Raw genomic sequence first — 21681 nt, forward strand, 5'->3', positions numbered from 1 at the left:
TCAATATTTTTTTACAAATCCAATGAATCATTCAAATATATTATTTTTACTGTTCTGATACACTCTTTTTTGCTTTTATAATGAAGTAACCTTTTTTCTTTTCAACTATTTTCACATCCGCAAATAGTTCGGAAAGTTTATCAATGGAAGAAGGTGCTCCCTGTTTCTTTTGAATAACTACCCATAACTCCCCATTTGGTAAAAGGCTTCTATAACTTTGTTCATAAATATCATGAACAACTTTTTTTCCAGCACGGATAGGAGGATTTGTAAGGATGGCAGCAAATTTTTTCTCTTTTACTGCACTCAAGCGATCACTCTCGTAGATCATCAAATTAGTAATTCCATTCAATTCACTATTATCCTTCGTCAATTGCAAAGCTCGCAAATTAACATCAATCATATAAACCGTTCTGTCAGTCCAATGCTTTGCTATCGTCAAACCAATTGGACCATAACCACAGCCTACATCAAGTATATCACCATGAACTTCTGGCATTTGAAATGTCTCTATTAATAATCTTGATCCAAAGTCTACTTCCTTTTTGGAAAAAACACCATGATCAGTTTTAAAACGAAAGTTAGAGTTTCTCAACATATAATTCCAATATTGAGGATCACTTTCAACATTTTGTGTTCGGGAATAGTAATGCTCGGACATGTAATCACCTCCGTCGGAGAATCACGCATAGTAGTTTTTGAGGAAAAGATATAGATATAGACAAAGAAGCTCGCCTAAACAGCGAGCTTCTTGTTGGATGAATTACTTAACTTCAACGCCAGCTCCAACTTCTTCAAGCTTAGCTTTAGCTTCTTCTGCTTCTTCTTTAGAAACAGCTTCTTTGATTGGTTTTGGAGTGTTGTCAACAAGTTCTTTTGCTTCTTTAAGACCAAGACCTGTGATTTCACGTACGGCTTTGATAACTTTAATTTTTTGGTCTCCAGCACCTGTAAGAATAACGTCAAATTCAGTTTTTTCTTCTTCAGCAGCACCAGCAGCGCCACCTACAACAGCTACAGGAGCTGCAGCAGTTACACCAAATTCTTCTTCAATTGCTTTTACTAAGTCGTTTAATTCTAAAACAGTCATATTTTTAACTGCTTCAATGATTTGTTCTTGAGTCATGATTGATTTTCCTCCTTATTTTTGGGTTTGCTTTTTATAACGATCAGGCTAACTTACGCGCCTTGTTCTTCCTTTTGTTCTGCAACAGCTTTTGTTGCAAGAGCAAGATTGCGGATAGGTGCTTGAAGCACGCTGAGTAACATAGAAAGTAGACCATCGCGTGATGGTAGTTCAGCAAGAGCTTTAATATCTTCAGCTGTTGCTAAGTTCCCTTCAATTACACCTGCTTTGATTTCCAATGCTTCGTGTTTTTTCGCAAATTCATTGATAATTTTTGCTGGTGCAACAACATCTTCATTACCGAAAGCAATTGCATTTGGACCTGTTAAAGAATCGTTTAATCCTGATAATTCAACAGCATCCGCTGCACGGCGAGCCATCGAGTTTTTATAAACTTTAAATTCGATGCCTGCTTCACGAAGTTGTTTACGTAGTTCAGTTAATTCTGCTACATTCAGACCGCGGTAATCAACAACAACTGTTGATTTGCTATCCTTCAATTTATCAGCAATTTCTACTACGATTTGTTTCTTTTGTTCGATAATACTGCTCATCTTTACACCTCCTGTAAGAATTTCTGAATTCATACCGGTCAATAAAATACCTCCATATCAACACAGACATGGAGGTGGTATACAATAGTCGCTTAAAAAACGGAAGATTACTATCTATCGTATGACCTCGGCAGGAAATTAAGCTTATTTAGCACCTGCTGTCTACGGTACAAATATTATTCTATTTTCACAACAGACTCGATTATAGCAACTAGAGCCTAGATTGTCAATATTATTTTTATTTACCTACTGAAGAAGGATCTATTTTAACACTTGGACCCATAGTTGAAGTGATCGCTACATTTCTCATGTATGTTCCTTTTGCAGCAGCAGGTTTTACTTTTGCCATTGTATCGAAAATAGTGTTGAAGTTTTCAACAAGCTTTTCATTGTCGAAAGATGCCTTACCAATTGGAACATGAACATTCCCAGCTTTATCAACACGATATTCTACTTTACCAGCTTTAATTTCGTTTACAGCTTTTGTAACATCAAAAGTTACTGTTCCTGTTTTAGGGTTCGGCATTAAACCTTTTGGTCCTAATGTACGACCAAGTTTACCAACTTCACCCATCATGTCAGGAGTTGCAACGATTACATCAAATTCAAACCAACCTTGGTTGATTTTATTAATGTATTCTGCATCGCCCACATAGTCTGCACCAGCAGCTTCTGCTTCCTTGACTTTTTCGCCTTTTGCAAATACTAGTACTCTTTGTGTTTTACCCGTTCCATTTGGAAGTACAACTGCTCCACGGATTTGTTGATCTGCTTTCTTCGGGTCAACTCCTAAACGGAATGCCGCTTCAACAGATGCATCAAATTTTGTAAAACTAGTTTTCTTAACTAACTCTACCGCTTCAACAATTGGGTAAGCTTTTGAACGATCTACAAGCTTAGCAGCTTCTAAATAATTCTTACCTTTTTTAGCCATTTTTTGTTTCCTCCTTGATTGTGGTTTTAGCGGAATAACCTCCCACGAATAAAGGTTGCGAGTGAAGCTATCTTCATCCCCGCAACCTCCCATTTGCCGCATACATTAGTCTTCGATAACGATTCCCATGCTGCGCGCAGTACCTTCAACCATACGCATAGCTGCTTCAATACTAGCTGCGTTTAGATCAGGCATTTTTGTTTCAGCAATCTCGCGTACTTTGTCACGCTTAACTGTAGCTACTTTATTACGATTTGGTTCACCTGAACCCGACTCAATTCCAGCCGCTTTTTTAAGTAAAACAGCAGCAGGTGGAGTTTTTGTAATAAATGTAAATGAACGGTCTTCAAATACCGTAATTTCAACCGGAATAATTAATCCAGCTTGTTCAGCTGTACGAGCATTAAACTCTTTACAAAATCCCATGATGTTTACACCGGCTTGACCAAGAGCAGGACCAACTGGTGGAGCTGGATTCGCCTTAGCTGCAGGAATTTGTAATTTAACAACCTTGATTACTTTTTTAGCCACGAGACACACCTCCTTAAGTCCGTGATGTGGTAATTGGGACCCTTCTTTTGGGGCCCTCCCACTCATCTATAGTCTCTATTTTTCAAATAAAGAGCTTAATAATTGTCTCGTCTCTACAATTGAGACATACTGACCTTTGAAATATTAACACTTTTTCTTTATAATTTCAAGCTCTTCTGGTTATAATTTTTCTATTTGTGTATATTCCAGTTCTACTGGCGTATCCCGCCCAAACATATTGACTAGTACTTTAATTTTCGCCTTGTCTTTATCAATCTCTTCAATTGAACCTGTGAAGTCTGCAAATGGACCTTCTTTAACCTTCACTGTCTCGCCAACTTCAAAATCAATATCTATTCTTCTTTCATCTACACCCAAATGTTTTAGAATATTATTGATCTCTTCAGGTAATAATGCAGTTGGTTTTGAACCCGCCCCTGAAGAACCTACAAATCCAGTAACACCTGGTGTATTTCGAACGACGTACCAAGAGTCATCTGTCATGACAATTTCCACTAGTACATAACCTGGAAAGACTTTTCTCTTTACCACTTTTTTCTTTCCATTTTTAATATCTGTTTCTTCTTCTTCAGGCACAATCACACGAAAGATTTTATCTTGCATTGCCATTGATTCAACACGCTTTTCCAAATTAGCTTTCACTTTATTTTCGTAGCCTGAGTACGTATGGACAACATACCAATTTTTTTCCATTAAAGGGGACTATTTGTCCTTCCCTCCCTATATAGTTATTCAGAGCCATTCTTGTTTTAAACTAAAACAATAAATACTGTTCTACTCTCGCGAAAAAACATTTCTTTACAAACCAAAAAACCCGTTTCCGGGCTTTGTATTGTTTTCCTGTGTTATTTCCCATTATACCATTAGTTAATGGGTGTTATTCAAGAATTAATCGAATCAATTCAGAAATACCTAAGTCAATGACGGCGAAAAAGATCGAAAAAAATGTCACAGTGGCAAGAACAGTTAATGTATAACTTGTTAATGTCTTGCGTTTAGGCCAGCTCACCTTTCTCATTTCACGTCCAACTTCACGGAAAAAATTCACGATGCATTGCATTTCGTAACCTCCAAACCTGAAGTGATGCATTACTTACTCTATGAAAAACAGCTATTTCGTTTCGCGGTGGACTGTATGAGCCTGACATTGATCACAGTGTTTTTTCAATTCAAGACGTTCTGATTCCTTATTGCTCATTGTCGTGTAGTTCCGTGAACCGCACTTTGAACATGCAAGGATAACCTTTTTTCTCATTTTACGCACCTACTATAGCTTCTTTTATACCTATAAAAATGTACCATGGTCAGCATGGCATGTCAATAAGAGGAAAAAGCGGTCTACAGTTATAAAGAAGTGAATTCTCGAATTTCCAAATATCTTTCCAACTTTCTTTTTACACGTTGAAGAGCATTGTCAATCGATTTAACATGTCGATTCAGTTCTTCTGATATTTCTTGATACGACTGTCCATCTAAATAAAGAGCCAGCACTTTTCGCTCAAGGTCACTAAGTAGTTCTGACATTTTGACCTCAATATGATCAAACTCTTCTTGATTGATAATCAATTCTTCAGGATCTAATACTTTTGCACCCGAAATAACATCCATTAGTGTGCGATCCGATTCCTCATCATAAATAGGTTTGTCCAAGGACACATACGAATTTAGAGGAATATGCTTTTGCCTGGTCGCTGTTTTTATCGCTGTAATAATTTGCCGTGTAATACAAAGTTCTGCAAATGCTTTAAAGGACGATAGCTTGTCCCCCCTGAAATCACGAATCGCTTTAAATAAGCCGATCATTCCTTCTTGAACAATATCTTCCCGATCAGCACCAATCAGAAAATAAGAACGTGCCTTTGCCCGTACAAAATTCCGATATTTATGAATCAAAAAATCAAGTGCTTCACTTTCACCACTGTGTACTAATTCTATAATTTTTTCATCCTCAAGCTGTATATAGTGAACGTTATTTTCGTTAAGCTTTGTCCCGAAGTAAGAATTCAACGCAGATCCCCCCGACCGCTAAGCATGATTAGAAACATTATACAGCACATTTTTTTCCATCGTCAACCAGTCATTACTCCCCTCTGCGCCATTTTTCAAAAATTTCTGCTATTTCTTTGCTTAAGGGAATTTTTGACAATGGTTTATTCCCTTTAATTTTGTTTACCTTTTTTTCAATTCCCTTTTCAATTATACTCATTTCATAGAGTAACTCCCTTGCTGATTTTCGTAGCGCACCTTGTCCAAAAATGGCCCACTGCTCCGTAAAATCAGATGTCGCTACATGAATTTGTGTTTTTCGATTACTTAAGGCTATGGCTAGCTTTTCAATTCTTTCGTCAGCTGTTTCATTTTCCTTTGTGAAAATAACTTCCATTTGATAATTTTTATATTTCTTTTCTATTCCTTGTACTCCATAGGCATCAAAGATGATAATAACCTTAAATCCACTATATCCTTGATATTCAGCCATCTTTTCAACTAACTTATCTCTTGCAGCAGCTAGATCCTTATTTTTTAGTTCACGTAACTCAGGCCATGAACCAATGATGTTATAACCATCCACTAACAATATGTCCATTGTTAGCCCTCAAGTGGATGACGTTTCCGATAAACCTCATACATAAGCAAAGCAGCTGCAACTGATGCATTAAGAGATGTAACATGCCCCTTCATAGGCAATTGAATGAGAAAATCACATTTCTCTCGAATAAGTCGCCCTATCCCTTTCCCTTCACTACCAATAACAAGCCCCAGTGGCATCTTACCATCAAACTGTCGATAATCTTCTTTTCCTTTTGCGTCTGTTCCCACAATCCAAACGCCTCTTTCTTTCAGTTCTTCAATCGTTCTCGCCATATTTGTTACCCGAACGACTGGAATATGTTCAATAGCACCTGTAGACGCTTTCGCAACAGTCGCTGTCAATCCGACTGCTCTACGTTTTGGAATAATAATACCATGCGCTCCTGTTGCATCAGCAGTTCTCATAATAGAACCCAGGTTATGCGGATCTTCTATTTCATCTAATAATAAAAAGAAAGGAGATTCATTTCTTTTTTCTGCACTCGCAAACAAATCATCTATCTCTGCATACTGATAAGCTGCTACTTGTGCCAAAACACCTTGATGATTTCCCTCTACCATTCCATCAATTTTTTTCTTTGGAACAACTTGTACTAGTACATTTAATTCCTTTGCTAGATTCGTAATTTGTTGCATTTGTCCACGCTGTGAACCCTCAGCGATCCAGATCTTATTAATATCCCGCTCTGATTTTAAAGCCTCAAGTACAGGGTTTTTTCCGATAATTAAATCATAACTCATACTATTTTCCTCCCTTCACTTCTTCAACCTGTTGAAAAACGTTTGTAATGATATCCTCTAATCGTTCTCTGTTTCCAGATAAGTATAGAGAACCAATTAATGCTTCAAATGCTGTACTGTAGCGATAGGTTTGCACGTCCGTATTTTTTGGAACACTACCAGACTTTGCATTTCTCCCCCTTTTTATAATAGCTATTTCTTCATCAGTAAAATAACCTTCTTCCATCAGTCGGTGAAGTACTTCAGATTGGGACTTTGCTGATACATACTTTGTTGCTTCTCTATGGAGCAAATTAGGTCTGACTTGACCATTTTGCAACAAGTGAAATCTTACATATGTTTCAAAAACAGCATCGCCCATATATGCTAGGGCGAGACTGTTTAGAAGTTTTTCATTTATATTTTGATCATCGTGAAGCATCTCTTTAACCTCTTTTCCAACGTGTTCCTTGAGGTGTATCTTCCAAAATAATATTCAAGTCTTTTAACTGATCCCGAATTTGATCCGCTAACTGGAAGTTCCGATCTTTTCGCGCTTGAATTCTATTTTCAATTAATGCCTCAATTTCTTCATCGAGAAGTTCATCTTTTTCTAATTGAAGGCCTAATATGTGAAATAGTTCTTCAAATTGTTTTATAAAGCTCTCGATTACTTTTGAATCTGTATTATTTTCTAATAAATAGCGGTTGGCGAGAGTTGATAGTTCAAAAAGAACAGAAATTCCATTTGCTGTATTAAAATCATCATCCATTACTTCGATAAAGTTTCTTCGTATATCGTCCATTTGCTCCAACCATTTATTACTTGTATCCGTTAAGTTTGCACTCGACTCCTTACGGTGTTTTAAATTTTGGTAAGATGTTGTTATACGTTCCAAGCCAGCACGAGTATTTTCTAACAACTCATCATTGTAATTAATTGGATGGCGGTAATGAACAGAGAGCATAAAGAACCTTATAACTTGTGGATCATGTTTCTTCAAAATATCATGAACAAGGACAAAGTTACCAAGAGACTTTGACATTTTTTCATTATCAATATTGATATAACCATTGTGCATCCAATAGCGAGCAAATGATTTTCCTGTTAAAGCCTCAGATTGAGCAATTTCATTTTCATGATGAGGAAAAGCTAAATCCTGACCACCTGCATGAATATCAATGGTATCGCCTAAATATTCTTTTGCCATCGCTGAACATTCAATATGCCAACCTGGTCTTCCTTTTCCCCATGGGCTTTCCCAATAAATCTCTCCCTCTTTTGCTGCTTTCCATAGAACAAAATCAAGAGAATCCTGTTTTTTCTCCCCTACCGCAATACGAGCACCCACGCGAAGTTCATCAATCGATTGATGAGAAAGTTTCCCGTACCCTTCAAAATGTCGTGTATGGAAATACACATCACCTTCTGATTCATAGGCATAACCCTTTTCAATCAACGTATGAATAAAATCAATAATAATATTCATATTCTCTGTTACACGAGGGTGAACATGTGCTCTCTGACAACCTAATGCGGAAACATCCTCGAAATAGGCTTCTATAAATCGGTTAGCAATGGTCGGCACATCTTCATCAACTTCATTCGCTACTCTTATTAATTTATCATCTACATCAGTAAAATTAGAGACATAACGAACATCATAGCCGCGAAACTCCAAATATCTTCTAACTGTATCAAAAACAATTGCTGGACGTGCGTTTCCAATATGAATGTAATTATATACTGTCGGCCCACACACATACATTTTTATCTTTCCTTCTTCGAGAGGGATAAAATCCTCTTTTTGTCTTGTAAGTGTATTATAAATTTGAATAGTCACGTTGTTTTGAACTCCTTTCTTGCTTAAGCTCATCTAATTCTACTTTCAATCTCGTTAGTTCTTCTTGCATTTCTTTGAGTCGATCTGTTAATGGATCAGGTAAATTGGCATGATTAAAATCTTTACTCACTTTAATACCATCCTGCACCTTTATACGTCCTGGAATACCTACAACCGTTGAATTTGGTGGCACATCTTGAAGAACGACAGATCCCGCACCTACTTTTGCATTTTCTCCGATTGTAATAGACCCGATTACTTTTGCGCCGCTTGAAATCAAAGCATTGTCTTTGACTGTCGGATGGCGCTTTCCTTTTTCTTTTCCCGTACCACCTAGTGTAACACCTTGATAGATCGTCACGTTGTCTCCAATTTCACAAGTTTCACCAATCACAATTCCCATGCCATGATCAATAAAAAGCCGACTTCCAATTTTTGCACCTGGATGGATTTCAATTCCGGTAAAGAAACGACTTATTTGCGATATAATTCGTGCAAGAAAATAAAATTTCCCCTTATACAAAGCATGTGCAATTCGATGTGACCAAATAGCATGCAGACCTGAATAGGTCAAAATGACTTCAATATAGCTCCTAGCCGCCGGATCTTGCTCAAAAATCACTGCGATGTCCTGCTTAAGATTTCTAAACACTGCGCTTACCTCCCATCCTAAAAAATAAAAAACGTCCCTGTCACATTGACAGAGACGCAGATGTTGCGCGGTTCCACTCTGTTTAAGCCTCAAAGAAGGCCTCCACTCTACCCCTATTAACGGAGGGAACCCGCCCATGCCTACTAAGATTTCGACACAGGGCTCTGAGGCGCATTCAAAAAATGAGAGGCTTAAACCATTTCCAGCCACTGATGGTTCTCTCTAATCAAAGGCATTAGATGGAGAAAATAACTAGAAAAATGAGTTCCTTCTATTCGTTTACCCTATCGGCTTTCGAACTGAACTCATAAGAAAAACATTTCCCGATACTTCCTACTTTCATCCCAACACCTTCAAAGCATCATTTTTTTACTCTTTCTCATCAACACTTTTAGCATTTTTAGTTACTTTTACTATATTACATTTCTATCAATATGTTAATCAAATTATGTGTAATAATCGTGTTTTAACTTTATCTTTTCCTAAAAGCTCGATAGCTTTCATCAAGTCAGGACCGTGCATTTGTCCTGTTGTCGCGACTCGAATCGGCATAAATAGCTTTTTCCCCTTGTGTCCAGTTGACTTTTGGACAGCTTTAACTGCTTTCTTAATTTCATCCGCTGTAAAAGACTCCAAGTTCTCTATTTCGGTTAGAAAGGCAGAAAGTACTTCTGGAACTTGTTCTTCCGAAATGATTTCTTTCGCTTCTTCATCCATGCTAACTTTTTCACTAAAGAATAGTTCGGAAAACTCCACAATTTCTGCTCCAAAGCTCATTTTTTCCTGATTCAGAGCAATCAACTCACGGACCCATGCATTTTCCTCGTCTGTTCTTGTCTCCTTTACACAACCTGATTTAATCAAGTGTGGCAAAGCAAGTTTTACGACTCGGTCAAGTTCAATTTGTTTCATATATTGGTTGTTCATCCAAGTCAATTTTTGTTTATCAAATAAGGCAGGTGATTTTGACAATCGATTGCTATCAAACGTATTAATAAACTCTTCTTTTGAAAAGATTTCTTCCTCACCTGCTGGAGACCAACCTAGCAAAGTGATAAAATTGAACAATGCCTCTGGAATATAGCCCAACTCTTCATACTGCTCAATAAATTGAATAATCGATTCATCGCGTTTACTTAACTTTTTACGACTTTCATTGACGATTAATGTCATATGGCCAAAAATAGGCGGTGTCCAACCTAGCGCTTCATAGATCATTAATTGTTTAGGCGTATTGGAAATATGATCATCACCACGTAAAACATGGGATATTTCCATTAAATGATCATCAACCGTAACAGCAAAATTATATGTTGGAATTCCATCTTTTTTGACGATTACATGATCACCAATTCCATCGCCTTCAAATGAAACTTGTCCTTTTACCATATCATCAAACGAATACATTTGACCTTTTGGTACTTTAAAACGAATACTTGGCTTTCTGCCTTCCTCTTCTAATTGTTGCTGTTGTTCAGCTGTTAAATGGCGGCACTTACCCGAGTATTGTGGTGTTTCATTTCTCTCCATCTGCTCTTCACGTTCTGTTGCCAATTCTTCTTCTGTACAATAACATTTATAGGCAAGTCCTTTTTCAAGAAGCTCACTGTAGTAGGTTTGATAAATAGCATTTCGTTCTGATTGACGGTAAGGACCATAATCGCCGCCGACATCGACACCTTCGTCCCAATCCATTCCAAGCCATTTTAAATATTTTAATTGGCTTTCTTCTCCACCTTCAATATTACGTTTCTGATCTGTATCTTCTATTCGAATAATAAATTTTCCATTTTGACTTCTCGCGAATAGGTAGTTAAATAAAGCTGTACGGGCGTTTCCTATATGTAAATGTCCAGTTGGACTTGGTGCATATCTTACACGAATTTCATTTGTCATCTTTCCAAAATCCTCCAGTTATATAAGGTTTTCATTTATCAATATCCATCTGTTCTTTTGAAACTAGAACAACTTTGTTAACGGTATTGTTAAACAATAGTGTTGATCCTTTACAAGCCTTTCGTGTACGCGAGCACTAAGTTATTCAAGGGAATAGAACACATGCCCGTATACACCAAAGGCAATTTTGCAACATTAATCATTAATGTTGCTTCTTTAATAAGACAACCGCTTGAGCAGCAATTCCTTCTTCACGTCCAGTAAAACCGAGTCTTTCTGTTGTTGTTGCCTTTACATTAATATTTTCTGGACTCGTTTCTAATAGAGAAGCGATTTTCTCTTTTATAGGTGTAATATACGGTGCCATTTTTGGTTTTTGAGCGATAATCGTACAATCTGCATTCACTAACTCATAACCTCGATCCTTAACAAGGCGCCATACATGTTGAAGCAGTTTACTTGAATCTGCATCCTTAAATGCAGCATCCGTATCTGGGAAATGTCTTCCTATGTCGCCTTCTCCAATCGCCCCTAAACAAGCATCTGTAACTGTATGTAATAATACATCTGCATCAGAATGGCCTAACAGCCCCTTTTCAAAAGGGATCTTAATTCCACCAATAATAAGCGGTCTATTCTCTGATAGTTGGTGCACATCAAACCCTTGTCCGATACGAAACATTCATTCTACCTCCCTTTTTTCGACATACTTCTCCGCTTACGAATAATGGTCTCTGCAAAAAACAAATCCTCCGGTGTCGTCAACTTTATGTTGTCATAATTTCCTTCTACAATTATAACATCCTTACCCATCCGCTCCACAAGGCTTGCATCATCAGTCCCTAAAAAATCTTCTTCCATTGCCTTTTCATGCGCTCTGCGTAATAGAGACATACGAAAAGCTTGTGGGGTTTGTACAGCCCACAAGCTAGAACGCTCAACCGTTTCTATCACTTTATTGCCCATCACTTTTTTCACTGTATCTTTTACAGGAACAGCTAATACAGATGCTCCGTATTGCTCAGCCGCCACGACAAGGGAGTGGATCTGATCATGGTCAATAAAAGGGCGTGCCCCATCATGAACTAAAACAATCCCATCATCTTTGAGTGCTTGCACGCCATGGAATACACTATGCTGTCTTTCTTTTCCACCAGGGACTAAACCAATTACTTTCTTTATTCCATAGAAGCTTAACAGGTCCATGATCTCTCTTTCTTCTTGCTCATTAATGGAAAGGACTACTCCCGAACAACACTCATCCTTTTCAAAAACCTTTAACGTATAGATGAATATAGGCATATCCTCTAACTCAAGTAAAAGTTTATTCTTCCCTGCTCCCATTCTTTTCCCCTGACCTGCTGCAGGGATAATGACTTGATAAGTCATAACCGAACTCCTATCTACTAAAAGCGTAAGTGCCTGGAGCTAGATGTTATCTAACTCAACAGGCTTTCTTTTTATTTAAATACAGCTTTACAGTGCTTTTTCAAGTAATTTAGGTTTAGCAAAAATCATTCTCCCTGCTGATGTTTGTAGAACACTGGTCACAAGGACATCTAAATGTTTCCCAATGTAATTACGACCTTCCTCTACAACAATCATTGTACCATCGTCTAAATAAGCAATTCCTTGATTATGCTCTTTGCCATCTTTAATTACTTGTACATTCATTTCTTCTCCTGGTAAAACAACCGGCTTTACCGCATTCGCTAAATCATTAATATTTAAGACAGATACTTTCTGTAATTCACAAACTTTATTTAGATTAAAGTCATTTGTTACAACAACCCCGTTTGTCACTTTTGCTAATTTAACAAGTTTACTATCAACTTCCTGAATTTCTTCAAAATCACCTTCATAAATCTCAACTTTAATGGCAAGTTCCTTTTGAATACGATTTAAAATATCAAGACCTCGTCGACCTCTATTTCGTTTTAAAACATCTGAGGAGTCAGCAATATGTTGTAATTCAGCAAGGACAAACTGAGGGATCACAATCGTCCCTTCTAAAAATCCTGTTTGACATATATCTGCAATTCTACCATCGATAATAACACTCGTATCAAGAATCTTCAAAGCATTTTTATCCATTTTTTCTGTTTCTTCTTCTACTGATTTCTTCTTCTTATTTGCAAATAATCCAAGTAGTTCATCCCGCTTTTTAAAACCCACTTGAAAACCTAAATAACCAAATAATAAAGTCAGCAAAATTGGAGCTACAGTATTTAAAATGGGTACTTCAATAGCATTAAGAGCATCACCAATTAAAAAGGCAACAATAAGTCCAAAAGCAAGCCCTACACTACCAAAAATAATATCTGTAATCGGCGCTCTTACTAAGGATTCCTCAATCCATTTTACAAAATTAACAACATGATCAATCGCCCAAAAAGTAATGAAATAAAAAATAACAGCTCCTAAAATGACCGATACATATGGATTATTTATTAATGGAATGTCTATATTAGCTAAAGTGAATAAGTCTGGGATTAAAAAGAGTCCCAATGTTCCTCCTGTTATGAGGAAACAAGCTTGAATAATACGTTTTAACATTCCTTCACCTCCCTGTTAATCATTATAAACATTTTACAAAAAACGAAACCTAATTTAGGATATTTTTTACTTTTATTAGTAAAAAGAATCGTAAACAGTGATTGAATATCTATTAGCTATTTTGTGCAATTCTCATCTAATTAATAAGTATCTTTCATTTTAGATTAGCACCTAAATAAACCATATGTCAAATAATTAAATTTATAGTTTAACATATTAATCCGTCTAGTTCAATCGTCTTTTTATTGAATATATATCAATATACCTATTTCATCTAAAGTTGTCGATCCGCAAATAATTGTTCTTTTAGAAATTTTAGACCATCCTTTATTTTCCTTGCCCTCACTTCACCAATTCCTTCAACATCATCTAAATCCTCAACAGTGGCCCTTACAATCATTGGAAGTTCGTGAAATCGACCAATTAAATTTTCAATAATCACAAGAGGAAGCCGAGGAATTTTGCTCAACATTCGATATCCACGTGGACATTTCCCCTCATCAATGTGTACATAGCCTTGATAACCAAACTGTTTTAGTACAAGATTATCTTCTATTACTTCCGAATGAGAAAGCTCACTCAGCTTCTGCAAAACTTCATCTACGTTTACAGCTCTTGAATAAGCATAATCTTTAATGATTAACTTTACTTCTTTTTCCATGTCTGTAAGAAGTTCATTCATTTGTAATAGAATTAACCTTCCTTCGGTTCCTAATTCATTTAAATAAGTTAGTAACTCATTTTTAATTCTTAAAACCATGCTAAAACGATGCAATACTTGTAAGATGTCTCTATAGGTAACAAGCTCCTCAAATTCTAATATGCTTAGATTTGCGACGCTTTGCTCTAATACAACATTATACTTCTCCAATGTTTGTACAGCTTGGTTTGCCTTTGTTAAAATAACGCCAATATCTCGAAGTGCATATCGAAACTGACCTTGATAAAGAGTTATCACATTTCTTCTTTGTGAAATAGCAATAACAAGCTCTCCAGTCTGCTTTGCAACACGCTCTGCAGTACGGTGACGCATCCCGGTTTCTGAAGAAGGAATACTTGGATCTGGGACCAATTGGGCATTGGCAATTAATATTTTACTGCCGGCATCATTTAGAATGATCGCTCCATCCATCTTTGCAAGTTCATACAAATAACTGGGCGTAAAGGTACATTGAATTTGAAATCCACCATCAATGATTGCTCTTACCTTATCATTACAACCTAAAACAATTAATCCCCCTGTTTTTGCTCGAAGGACGTTTTCGATCCCAGCACGAATAGGTGTTCCAGGAGCTATAAACTTCAGTATTCTACTCATTGCTTTATTACCCAGTTGTTTATTTTCCACTTTTTATCCTCCTAATGCAGCTTTCAAAGCTTCACTAACAGATTTAACTCCTATTAATTCAATTCCCTTTGGTCCCGTCCAACCACCAATATTATTAGCAGGAAGGATAATTCTTTCAAATCCAAGTTTAGCTGCTTCTTGCACTCTCTGTTCAATTCGTGAAACCCGCCTTACTTCACCCGTTAATCCCACTTCACCTATTATACAATCAGTCGGCCTTGTCGGTTTATCACGAAAGCTTGAAGCGATACTAATGGCTATAGCCAAGTCAATTGCCGGCTCATCTAGTTTCACTCCTCCCGCTACTTTTAAATAAGCGTCTTGATTTTGTAGTAGCATTCCGACTCTCTTTTCTAAAACCGCCATTAAAAGAGGTACACGATTATGGTCAATCCCTGTAGCCATTCGACGTGGATTTCCAAAGCTTGTTGGAGAAATCAACGCTTGAATTTCAACAAGGACTGGCCTCGTCCCTTCCATAGAAGCAACAACTGTGGAACCTGCAGCCCCTTGTGATCGCTCCTCCAGAAAAATTTCTGATGGATTTTCAACTTCTTCCAACCCAGATTCTTTCATTTCAAAAATTCCCATCTCATTGGTTGAACCAAATCGATTTTTGACAGCACGAAGAATACGATATGTATGATGGCGTTCCCCTTCAAAATATAAAACAGTATCAACCATATGTTCTAACAAACGGGGACCTGCAATCGATCCTTCCTTTGTAACATGCCCCACAATAAAAATAGCAACACCTTTTGTTTTTCCAATCCTCATTAATTCTGCCGTACATTCGCGAACCTGTGACACACTTCCAGGAGCAGAGGTGACTTCAGGATGAAAAACAGTTTGAATCGAATCAACAATGACAAAATCAGGTTTAACGGTTTCAATTGTACGACTTATTTCTTCTAGATTTGTTTCTGCATAAATAAGTAAGTGATCAGACAATGTTCCTAAACGGTCTGCTCTTAACTTCGTTTGTCGTATCGACTCTTCACCAGAAATATATAAAACAGAATGCTGTTTGACTGCCAGTTGCGAGGAAACCTGCAACAATAATGTCGACTTTCCAATTCCAGGATCTCCCCCAATGAGCACGAGGGACCCTCTTACAATTCCGCCACCTAATACGCGGTTTAATTCGTTAGAATCTGTATAAATACGCGGTTCGTTAACAGTCTCAACTGCTGTAATGGGGGTTGGCTTTGTTGCTGTCGTTGTCCCCTCTGAATGGGCAAAAGCACCTTTTCTAGCCGATACCTTCTCTACTTCTTCCACCATTTTGTTCCAAGCGCTACATCCAGGACATTTTCCCATCCATTTTGGAGATTCGTATCCACACTCCTGACACATAAACTTTGTTTTTCTCTTAGCCATTTGTTCACTTCCTGTATTTACTGATTAATTTTTCCAAAACCTACTTAAAGTATAATATACGATTCTCTCTCGAAAAAGATTCCCTTTAATCAAAAAAAGAGGTACACGTATTCTTTTTCGTGTACCTCTTTGATAGTTAATTTTGCAATTGTGATTCTATAGCAGCTTCCGTTGTTCTGATAACAAACTCATCATTTACAACATCAATAATGACATTTTGGCCTGTTAAAACAGTTCCTTTTAACAACTCTTCTGACAAACGATCTTCAACATGCTTTTGGATTGCCCTACGAAGCGGCCTTGCACCATATTCTGGATCATAACCCTCTACAGCAACTTTCTCCATCGCAGCTTCAGTAAGTTTTAGTGAAATCTCTTGCTCTTTTAATCGACTTGTTAATTGATCGGACATAAGTGAGACGATTTCCTTTAGATGTTTTCTCTCTAATGCATGGAAAACAATAATCTCATCTATACGGTTAAGGAATTCTGGACGAAAGGCCTTTTTTAATTCTTCCATGACCTTTCCTTTCATATCCTTATAATCCTGTTCACCATCTTGAATGTTAAAGCCAACATATTTATTTCTTTGTAATGCCGATGCACCAACGTTAGATGTCATAATTAAAACCGTGTTACGAAAGTCGACCGTTCTTCCTTTCGAGTCGGTTAATCGCCCATCCTCTAACACTTGAAGAAGAATATTAAAGACATCAGGGTGCGCCTTTTCAATTTCGTCGAGCAGTACAACAGAATAAGGCTTTCTTCGTACCTTTTCAGTAAGTTGACCGCCTTCTTCATAGCCTACGTATCCTGGAGGCGAACCAACAAGACGGGAAGTAGAGTGTCTCTCCATATATTCCGACATGTCAATTCGAATCATGGCATCTTCATCACCAAACATCGATTCAGCTAGAGCCCGAGCTAGTTCTGTTTTTCCAACACCAGTTGGTCCTAGGAAAATAAATGATCCAATTGGTCGTTTTGGATCCTTTAAACCAGCACGTGCACGACGAACGGCTTTTGAAATGGCTTTAACAGCTTCCTCCTGACCAATAACACGAGAATGTAAAATTTCCTCTAAATTCAATAATTTATCCGTTTCTGTTTGTGCCAGTTTAGAAACAGGAATACCCGTCCAGCTCGCTACGACACTGGCAATATCCTCAACGGTTACTTCACTGTTTTCTTGGCCTTGCTTCTCTTTCCAAACTTTCTTCGTTTCCTCTAATTGTTCACGTAAGCGTTGTTCAGAATCTCTTAGTGACGCAGCTTTTTCAAACTCTTGACTTTGAACAGCTGAATCTTTTTCTTTTCTCACATCTTCTAACTTTACTTCAAGTTCTTTTAAATTTGGTGGCGTCGTATAAGAACGAAGACGAACCTTTGATCCTGCTTCATCAATTAAGTCAATCGCTTTATCAGGAAGGAAACGATCGGAAATATAACGATCTGATAACTTCACTGCTGCATCAATCGCTTCATCTGTAATCGAAACCCGATGATGCGCTTCATAGCGATCACGTAAACCTTTTAATATCTGAACAGATTCTTCAGCAGTAGGTTCATCAACCCTTATAGGCTGAAAGCGTCTTTCTAACGCTGCATCTTTTTCAATATACTTACGATATTCATCTAGAGTAGTAGCACCAATACATTGAAGTTCTCCACGAGCAAGGGATGGTTTTAGAATATTTGAAGCATCAATTGCTCCTTCTGCCCCACCAGCTCCAATAAGGGTATGCAGTTCATCAATAAATAAAATAATATTTCCTGCTTGTCGAATTTCATCCATTACTTTCTTCAAACGATCCTCAAATTCACCACGATATTTTGTACCTGCAACGACTGTTCCCATATCAAGGGTCATTACACGTTTATTGCGAAGAATTTCTGGAACTTCATTATTAACGATCTGCTGCGCAAGTCCTTCAGCAATAGCCGTCTTCCCAACCCCTGGTTCACCAATTAAAACAGGATTATTTTTGGTACGTCGACTAAGCACTTCAATTACACGCTGAATTTCTTTACTACGTCCGATAACAGGATCTAGACTTCCTTCTCGAGCAATTACAGTTAGATCACGAGCAAGACTGTCAAGAGTAGGCGTATTTGCATTAGCTGCAGAACCGCCTTGATGGGTACCGGAATCATTACTACCTAATAGCTGTAAAACTTGTTGACGTGCTTTATTTAAACTAACACCTAGATTATTTAATACACGTGCGGCTACACCTTCACCTTCGCGAATAAGGCCTAGTAATATATGCTCTGTCCCTACATAAGAGTGTCCAAGTTTTCTTGCTTCATCCATAGACAACTCCGTTACTTTTTTGGCACGTGGTGTATAATGAATGGACCCGGTTGCATCCTGTCCTCTGCCAATCAAATCTTCGACTTCCTTCTGAATCTTCTCTGCACTGAGTCCTAAAGCATATAATGCTTTAGCTGCAATCCCTTCCCCTTCACGAACAAGCCCTAATAAAATATGCTCTGTTCCTATATTATTATGACCTAAACGAATGGCTTCCTCCTGAGCTAAAGCTAGCACCTTTTGAGCTCTTTCTGTAAATCGTCCAAACATCATATCCACTTCCTCCCTACTCTTAGTTTTCTAGATTTAGTCTTTCTCTTATTAAAGTAGCCCGACGAATATCCCGTTCATTTGGTCTTAATGAACCACCAGCATATTGTTGTAAAAATCCAGGCTGGGTTAATATCATCAACTCATTTAATATGTTCCGAGAAATTTTTTTAATAAATCCCAGATCAATTCCAAGCCTTACATCAGATAAGCACCTTGCCGCTTCTTTCGTTTCGATAATTCGGCTATTAGCCAAAATTCCGAAAGAGCGATAGACTCTATCTTCTAATTGTATGTTTGAAGTCTTGACCAATGCTTCACGGGCTGACCTTTCCTGTGAAACAATTTGACTAACCAAACTTTTTAAGTCCTCCACAATATCCTCTTCTGATTTTCCTAGCGTAGTTTGATTAGATACTTGAAAGATGTTACCTAAAGCTTCGCTACCTTCACCGTAAATTCCTCTAACAACTAATCCAAGTTGACTAATTGCGGGGATAATTCGGTTCATTTGTTCGGTAAGAACAAGTCCCGGAAGATGCATCATGACTGATGCTCTAAGTCCAGTACCTACATTTGTAGGACAACTTGTTAAATACCCCACTGTTTCATCAAATGCATAGTCAATATTTTCTTCGAGCCAGTTATCAATTGCATTTGCCATGTCCAACGCTTCCTGTAATTGCAGTCCAGGAAATAAACATTGAATTCTAATATGATCCTCTTCATTGATCATAATACTTAAATCCTCAGTTTCAGATAGTAAGCATGCACCATGATTTGAAGATTCCGCTAAATTGGGACTAATTAAATGTTTTTCAACTAACACTCTTTTTTGAAGAGGTTGTAATTCTTCCATAACGAGTAGGTCCATTTCACTGGCTTCTGTAAAAGGACGACTCTTCATTCTATTTTTAATGGTTTCAATTACTTCTAGAGCCTCATCATTTGAAAAAAGAAATGGAAATTTAAATTGGTCCATATTACGTGCTAACCGAATTCTAGAACTAAGTACAATATCAGAGTCAGGGCCTTCAGCACTCATCCAAGAGCTTACTGCTTGATTCAAAAATCGCTCTAGTGACAATTTATTCCCCTCCCCCATAAGTTTCATCTAACTTTCGATCAAGTAAACGAATTTCATCTCGAATCACAGCAGCCTTTTCAAATTCTTCATTTGTAATCATGTCTTGTAATTGCTGCTTTAATTCTTCAATGTTTTTCTTAATGTGCATCGTCCCACCAATTCTTTGTGGTATTTTACCATTATGAGACCAATTACCACTATGCAACCGTTTGTATATTGGTTTTAACTGATCTTTGAATGCAGTATAACAGTGGGAACATCCAAATCTACCAACCTTGATAAATTGATGAAAAGTCATTGAACAATGTTCACATTGTAATAATTCTTTTTTCTCAAAAGGATTTTGTTGTGAATGTTGAATTTGGGGTTCTATACTGAATAAGCCAGCTAATAAACTATTGATAGAGAAGCCAGACGAATTATTAATAATATAAATATCGCCTTTTTCCTGTGCACATTTATCGCAAAGGTGAAATTCTGTCTTCTCACCGTTCACTACTTTTGTAAAATGTAGTGTCGCCGGTCGTTGATTACATTCTTGACATACCATGTTATCACCTCTTCAACTTCTTATTCTTTATTTATATTTTAATGTTTGAAGCATAGCTTTCAACATTCTTGCTCGTAATTCATCACGATAGGGTAGATCTATATATAAAACAGAACGATCAATGACACTCAGCATAATTCGAGCCTCACGCTCCGTGATCACCTCTTCTTCTACTATACGGTAGATCACATCTTCTGCACTACTCTGAGATATTCGAATTTGTATTAAGGTTAATAGCTGATCAATTAAATCTGCATGATCATATGAATGAACCTTTATAATACGGATATAACCGCCACCACCGCGCTTACTTTCAACCACATAACCCTTTTCAATTGTGAATCGTGTATTTATAACATAGTTTATTTGCGAAGGAACGCATTGGAATTTATCGGCTATTTCATTGCGCTTGATCTCTACTATTTCTTTTTCACTCATTTTTATTACTTGTTTCAAGTAGTTTTCAATAATGTCCGAAATGTTTCTCACCAAGCTTCCTCCTTTCTGACTTTGACTATATTTGACTTTTATTATACATGATCAATATAGTTTCTTGCAAATAAACAGACTTTATTATTTTTCCCATTTTATCTTATTCTCAAACTCAACTTTTCGATAAACCCATTATAAAGATTTACCTAATTAAATTTTTAAGTTTTTGTATAGTAAGGTAATCCGTTATTTAATTATTTTTCAAACTTATCTAGAATATATATATTCTAGATAAGTTTGAAATGACCTTTTTCATTTAAAAAAGAGTACCTATTTTAGATACTCCTACTCTTGATATATTATTGTATTATTTTTTTAGTAAGTACCATAAAATACAGCTAATAGCTATGTATAAACCGATGACAATTAAAAAAGTGACAAGCCTTTCACTATTTGATCCATCTGCAAATAAAACTGGTCCTAATCCGAAAAATGTTAATAGTAAATAGATCAGAACGAATATGACTAACCACCATTTTCTCATTTTAATTCTCCTATATTTAAATTTATTTTATAGTAATAAAGTATATTACTATTATCTATACAAAACATTCATGACCTGTTGCTCTCAACCATATACGAGAAAAATTTCCTCACACAAAAAAAGAGTATCCTTTTTGGATACTCTTACTCGCCTGGCAACGTCCTACTCTCACAGGGGGAGAACCCCCAACTACCATCGGCGCTAAAGAGCTTAACTTCCGTGTTCGGTATGGGAACGGGTGTGACCTCTTTGCTATTGCTACCAGACTATTTTGTTTGAGAGATTATTCCCTCAAAACTAGATAACGACAGATCATCATTGAAAACATTA

25 protein-coding genes, 1 rRNA gene and 1 other annotated feature are annotated in these 21681 nt (G+C 37.1%); all 26 genes read right to left on the minus strand.

Translation table 11 applies throughout. From position 1 onward, the window contains the following. Nucleotides 1-46: 46 nt before the first annotated feature. Nucleotides 47-661: a class I SAM-dependent methyltransferase gene (locus tag JMM81_RS16325; protein ID WP_256242620.1), complete on the minus strand. Its 615-nt coding sequence runs from the start codon at nt 659-661 to the stop codon at nt 47-49. A 102-nt stretch (nt 662-763) separates the two neighbouring features. Beyond that, nucleotides 764-1126, minus strand: coding sequence for a 50S ribosomal protein L7/L12 (rplL, locus tag JMM81_RS16330; protein WP_256242621.1), 363 nt, complete (start codon nt 1124-1126; stop codon nt 764-766). A 53-nt stretch (nt 1127-1179) separates the two neighbouring features. Beyond that, nucleotides 1180-1680 carry a 50S ribosomal protein L10 gene (rplJ, locus tag JMM81_RS16335; protein ID WP_256242622.1) on the minus strand — a complete coding sequence of 167 codons (501 nt, stop codon included), beginning with the start codon at nt 1678-1680 and terminating at the stop codon, nt 1180-1182. A 34-nt stretch (nt 1681-1714) separates the two neighbouring features. Further along, nucleotides 1715-1866, minus strand: a sequence feature (ribosomal protein L10 leader region). Between the two features lie 52 nt (nt 1867-1918). Next, entirely contained in the window at nt 1919-2614 is a 696-nt protein-coding gene (gene rplA, locus JMM81_RS16340) for a 50S ribosomal protein L1 (RefSeq protein WP_256242623.1), read from the minus strand. Between the two features lie 105 nt (nt 2615-2719). Further along, a complete protein-coding gene (gene rplK, locus JMM81_RS16345) occupies nt 2720-3145 on the minus strand; it encodes a 50S ribosomal protein L11 (protein WP_256242624.1) in 426 nt (141 codons plus the stop codon). A 180-nt stretch (nt 3146-3325) separates the two neighbouring features. Further along, nucleotides 3326-3859: a transcription termination/antitermination protein NusG gene (nusG, locus tag JMM81_RS16350; RefSeq protein ID WP_256242625.1), complete on the minus strand. Its 534-nt coding sequence runs from the start codon at nt 3857-3859 to the stop codon at nt 3326-3328. Nucleotides 3860-4043: 184 nt separating this feature from the next. After that, nucleotides 4044-4226 (minus strand): preprotein translocase subunit SecE, encoded by a 183-nt coding sequence (gene secE, locus JMM81_RS16355; RefSeq protein ID WP_256242626.1) that lies wholly within the window; start codon nt 4224-4226, stop codon nt 4044-4046. A 51-nt stretch (nt 4227-4277) separates the two neighbouring features. Further along, nucleotides 4278-4421, minus strand: a complete 144-nt coding sequence (rpmG, locus tag JMM81_RS16360; protein ID WP_256242627.1) for a 50S ribosomal protein L33 — start codon at nt 4419-4421, stop codon at nt 4278-4280. A gap of 89 nt (nt 4422-4510) precedes the next feature. Continuing rightward, nucleotides 4511-5173, minus strand: coding sequence for an RNA polymerase sporulation sigma factor SigH (gene sigH, locus JMM81_RS16365; RefSeq protein ID WP_256242628.1), 663 nt, complete (start codon nt 5171-5173; stop codon nt 4511-4513). Between the two features lie 73 nt (nt 5174-5246). Further along, on the minus strand, nt 5247-5753 hold the full coding sequence (locus tag JMM81_RS16370; protein ID WP_256242629.1) for an NYN domain-containing protein: 507 nt from the start codon (nt 5751-5753) through the stop codon (nt 5247-5249). A gap of 2 nt (nt 5754-5755) precedes the next feature. Beyond that, nucleotides 5756-6499: a 23S rRNA (guanosine(2251)-2'-O)-methyltransferase RlmB gene (gene rlmB / locus JMM81_RS16375; protein WP_256242631.1), complete on the minus strand. Its 744-nt coding sequence runs from the start codon at nt 6497-6499 to the stop codon at nt 5756-5758. 1 nt (nt 6500) lies between these two features. Beyond that, complete coding sequence (locus JMM81_RS16380) at nt 6501-6920, minus strand: Mini-ribonuclease 3 (RefSeq protein WP_256242632.1); 420 nt, start codon at nt 6918-6920, stop codon at nt 6501-6503. Between the two features lie 4 nt (nt 6921-6924). Beyond that, nucleotides 6925-8322: a cysteine--tRNA ligase gene (gene cysS / locus JMM81_RS16385; RefSeq protein WP_256242633.1), complete on the minus strand. Its 1398-nt coding sequence runs from the start codon at nt 8320-8322 to the stop codon at nt 6925-6927. Further along, nucleotides 8303-8974, minus strand: a complete 672-nt coding sequence (gene cysE / locus JMM81_RS16390; protein ID WP_256242635.1) for a serine O-acetyltransferase — start codon at nt 8972-8974, stop codon at nt 8303-8305. Before cysE ends, cysS begins: the two co-directional genes overlap by 20 nt. A 441-nt stretch (nt 8975-9415) precedes the next feature. Beyond that, nucleotides 9416-10870: a glutamate--tRNA ligase gene (gene gltX, locus JMM81_RS16395; RefSeq protein ID WP_256242636.1), complete on the minus strand. Its 1455-nt coding sequence runs from the start codon at nt 10868-10870 to the stop codon at nt 9416-9418. Between the two features lie 202 nt (nt 10871-11072). Then, nucleotides 11073-11552: a 2-C-methyl-D-erythritol 2,4-cyclodiphosphate synthase gene (gene ispF / locus JMM81_RS16400; RefSeq protein WP_256242637.1), complete on the minus strand. Its 480-nt coding sequence runs from the start codon at nt 11550-11552 to the stop codon at nt 11073-11075. Between the two features lie 5 nt (nt 11553-11557). After that, a complete protein-coding gene (ispD, locus tag JMM81_RS16405) occupies nt 11558-12259 on the minus strand; it encodes a 2-C-methyl-D-erythritol 4-phosphate cytidylyltransferase (protein ID WP_256242638.1) in 702 nt (233 codons plus the stop codon). An 87-nt stretch (nt 12260-12346) separates the two neighbouring features. Beyond that, complete coding sequence (locus tag JMM81_RS16410) at nt 12347-13426, minus strand: PIN/TRAM domain-containing protein (protein WP_256242639.1); 1080 nt, start codon at nt 13424-13426, stop codon at nt 12347-12349. A gap of 274 nt (nt 13427-13700) precedes the next feature. Beyond that, entirely contained in the window at nt 13701-14774 is a 1074-nt protein-coding gene (disA, locus tag JMM81_RS16415) for a DNA integrity scanning diadenylate cyclase DisA (protein ID WP_256242640.1), read from the minus strand. A gap of 3 nt (nt 14775-14777) precedes the next feature. Further along, the gene (radA, locus tag JMM81_RS16420; protein ID WP_256242641.1) at nt 14778-16154 is read right to left on the minus strand and encodes a DNA repair protein RadA; all 1377 of its coding nucleotides are present in this window, start codon (nt 16152-16154) and stop codon (nt 14778-14780) included. 136 nt (nt 16155-16290) lie between these two features. Then, nucleotides 16291-18741, minus strand: a complete 2451-nt coding sequence (gene clpC, locus JMM81_RS16425) for an ATP-dependent protease ATP-binding subunit ClpC (RefSeq protein WP_256242642.1) — start codon at nt 18739-18741, stop codon at nt 16291-16293. A 19-nt stretch (nt 18742-18760) separates the two neighbouring features. Further along, nucleotides 18761-19825: a protein-arginine kinase McsB gene (gene mcsB / locus JMM81_RS16430; protein ID WP_256242643.1), complete on the minus strand. Its 1065-nt coding sequence runs from the start codon at nt 19823-19825 to the stop codon at nt 18761-18763. Between the two features lies 1 nt (nt 19826). Continuing rightward, nucleotides 19827-20375: a protein-arginine kinase activator protein McsA gene (mcsA, locus tag JMM81_RS16435; protein ID WP_256242644.1), complete on the minus strand. Its 549-nt coding sequence runs from the start codon at nt 20373-20375 to the stop codon at nt 19827-19829. 27 nt (nt 20376-20402) lie between these two features. Further along, nucleotides 20403-20867, minus strand: a complete 465-nt coding sequence (locus tag JMM81_RS16440) for a CtsR family transcriptional regulator (RefSeq protein ID WP_375162403.1) — start codon at nt 20865-20867, stop codon at nt 20403-20405. 307 nt (nt 20868-21174) lie between these two features. Then, nucleotides 21175-21351 (minus strand): DUF6954 family protein, encoded by a 177-nt coding sequence (locus JMM81_RS16445; RefSeq protein WP_256242646.1) that lies wholly within the window; start codon nt 21349-21351, stop codon nt 21175-21177. Between the two features lie 149 nt (nt 21352-21500). Continuing rightward, nucleotides 21501-21617, minus strand: a 5S ribosomal RNA gene (gene rrf / locus JMM81_RS16450). Nucleotides 21618-21681: the final 64 nt, after the last annotated feature.

The organism is Bacillus sp. V3B, from assembly GCF_024494465.1.
In the GTDB taxonomy this organism is placed as follows: domain Bacteria; phylum Bacillota; class Bacilli; order Bacillales; family Cytobacillaceae; genus Bacillus_BD.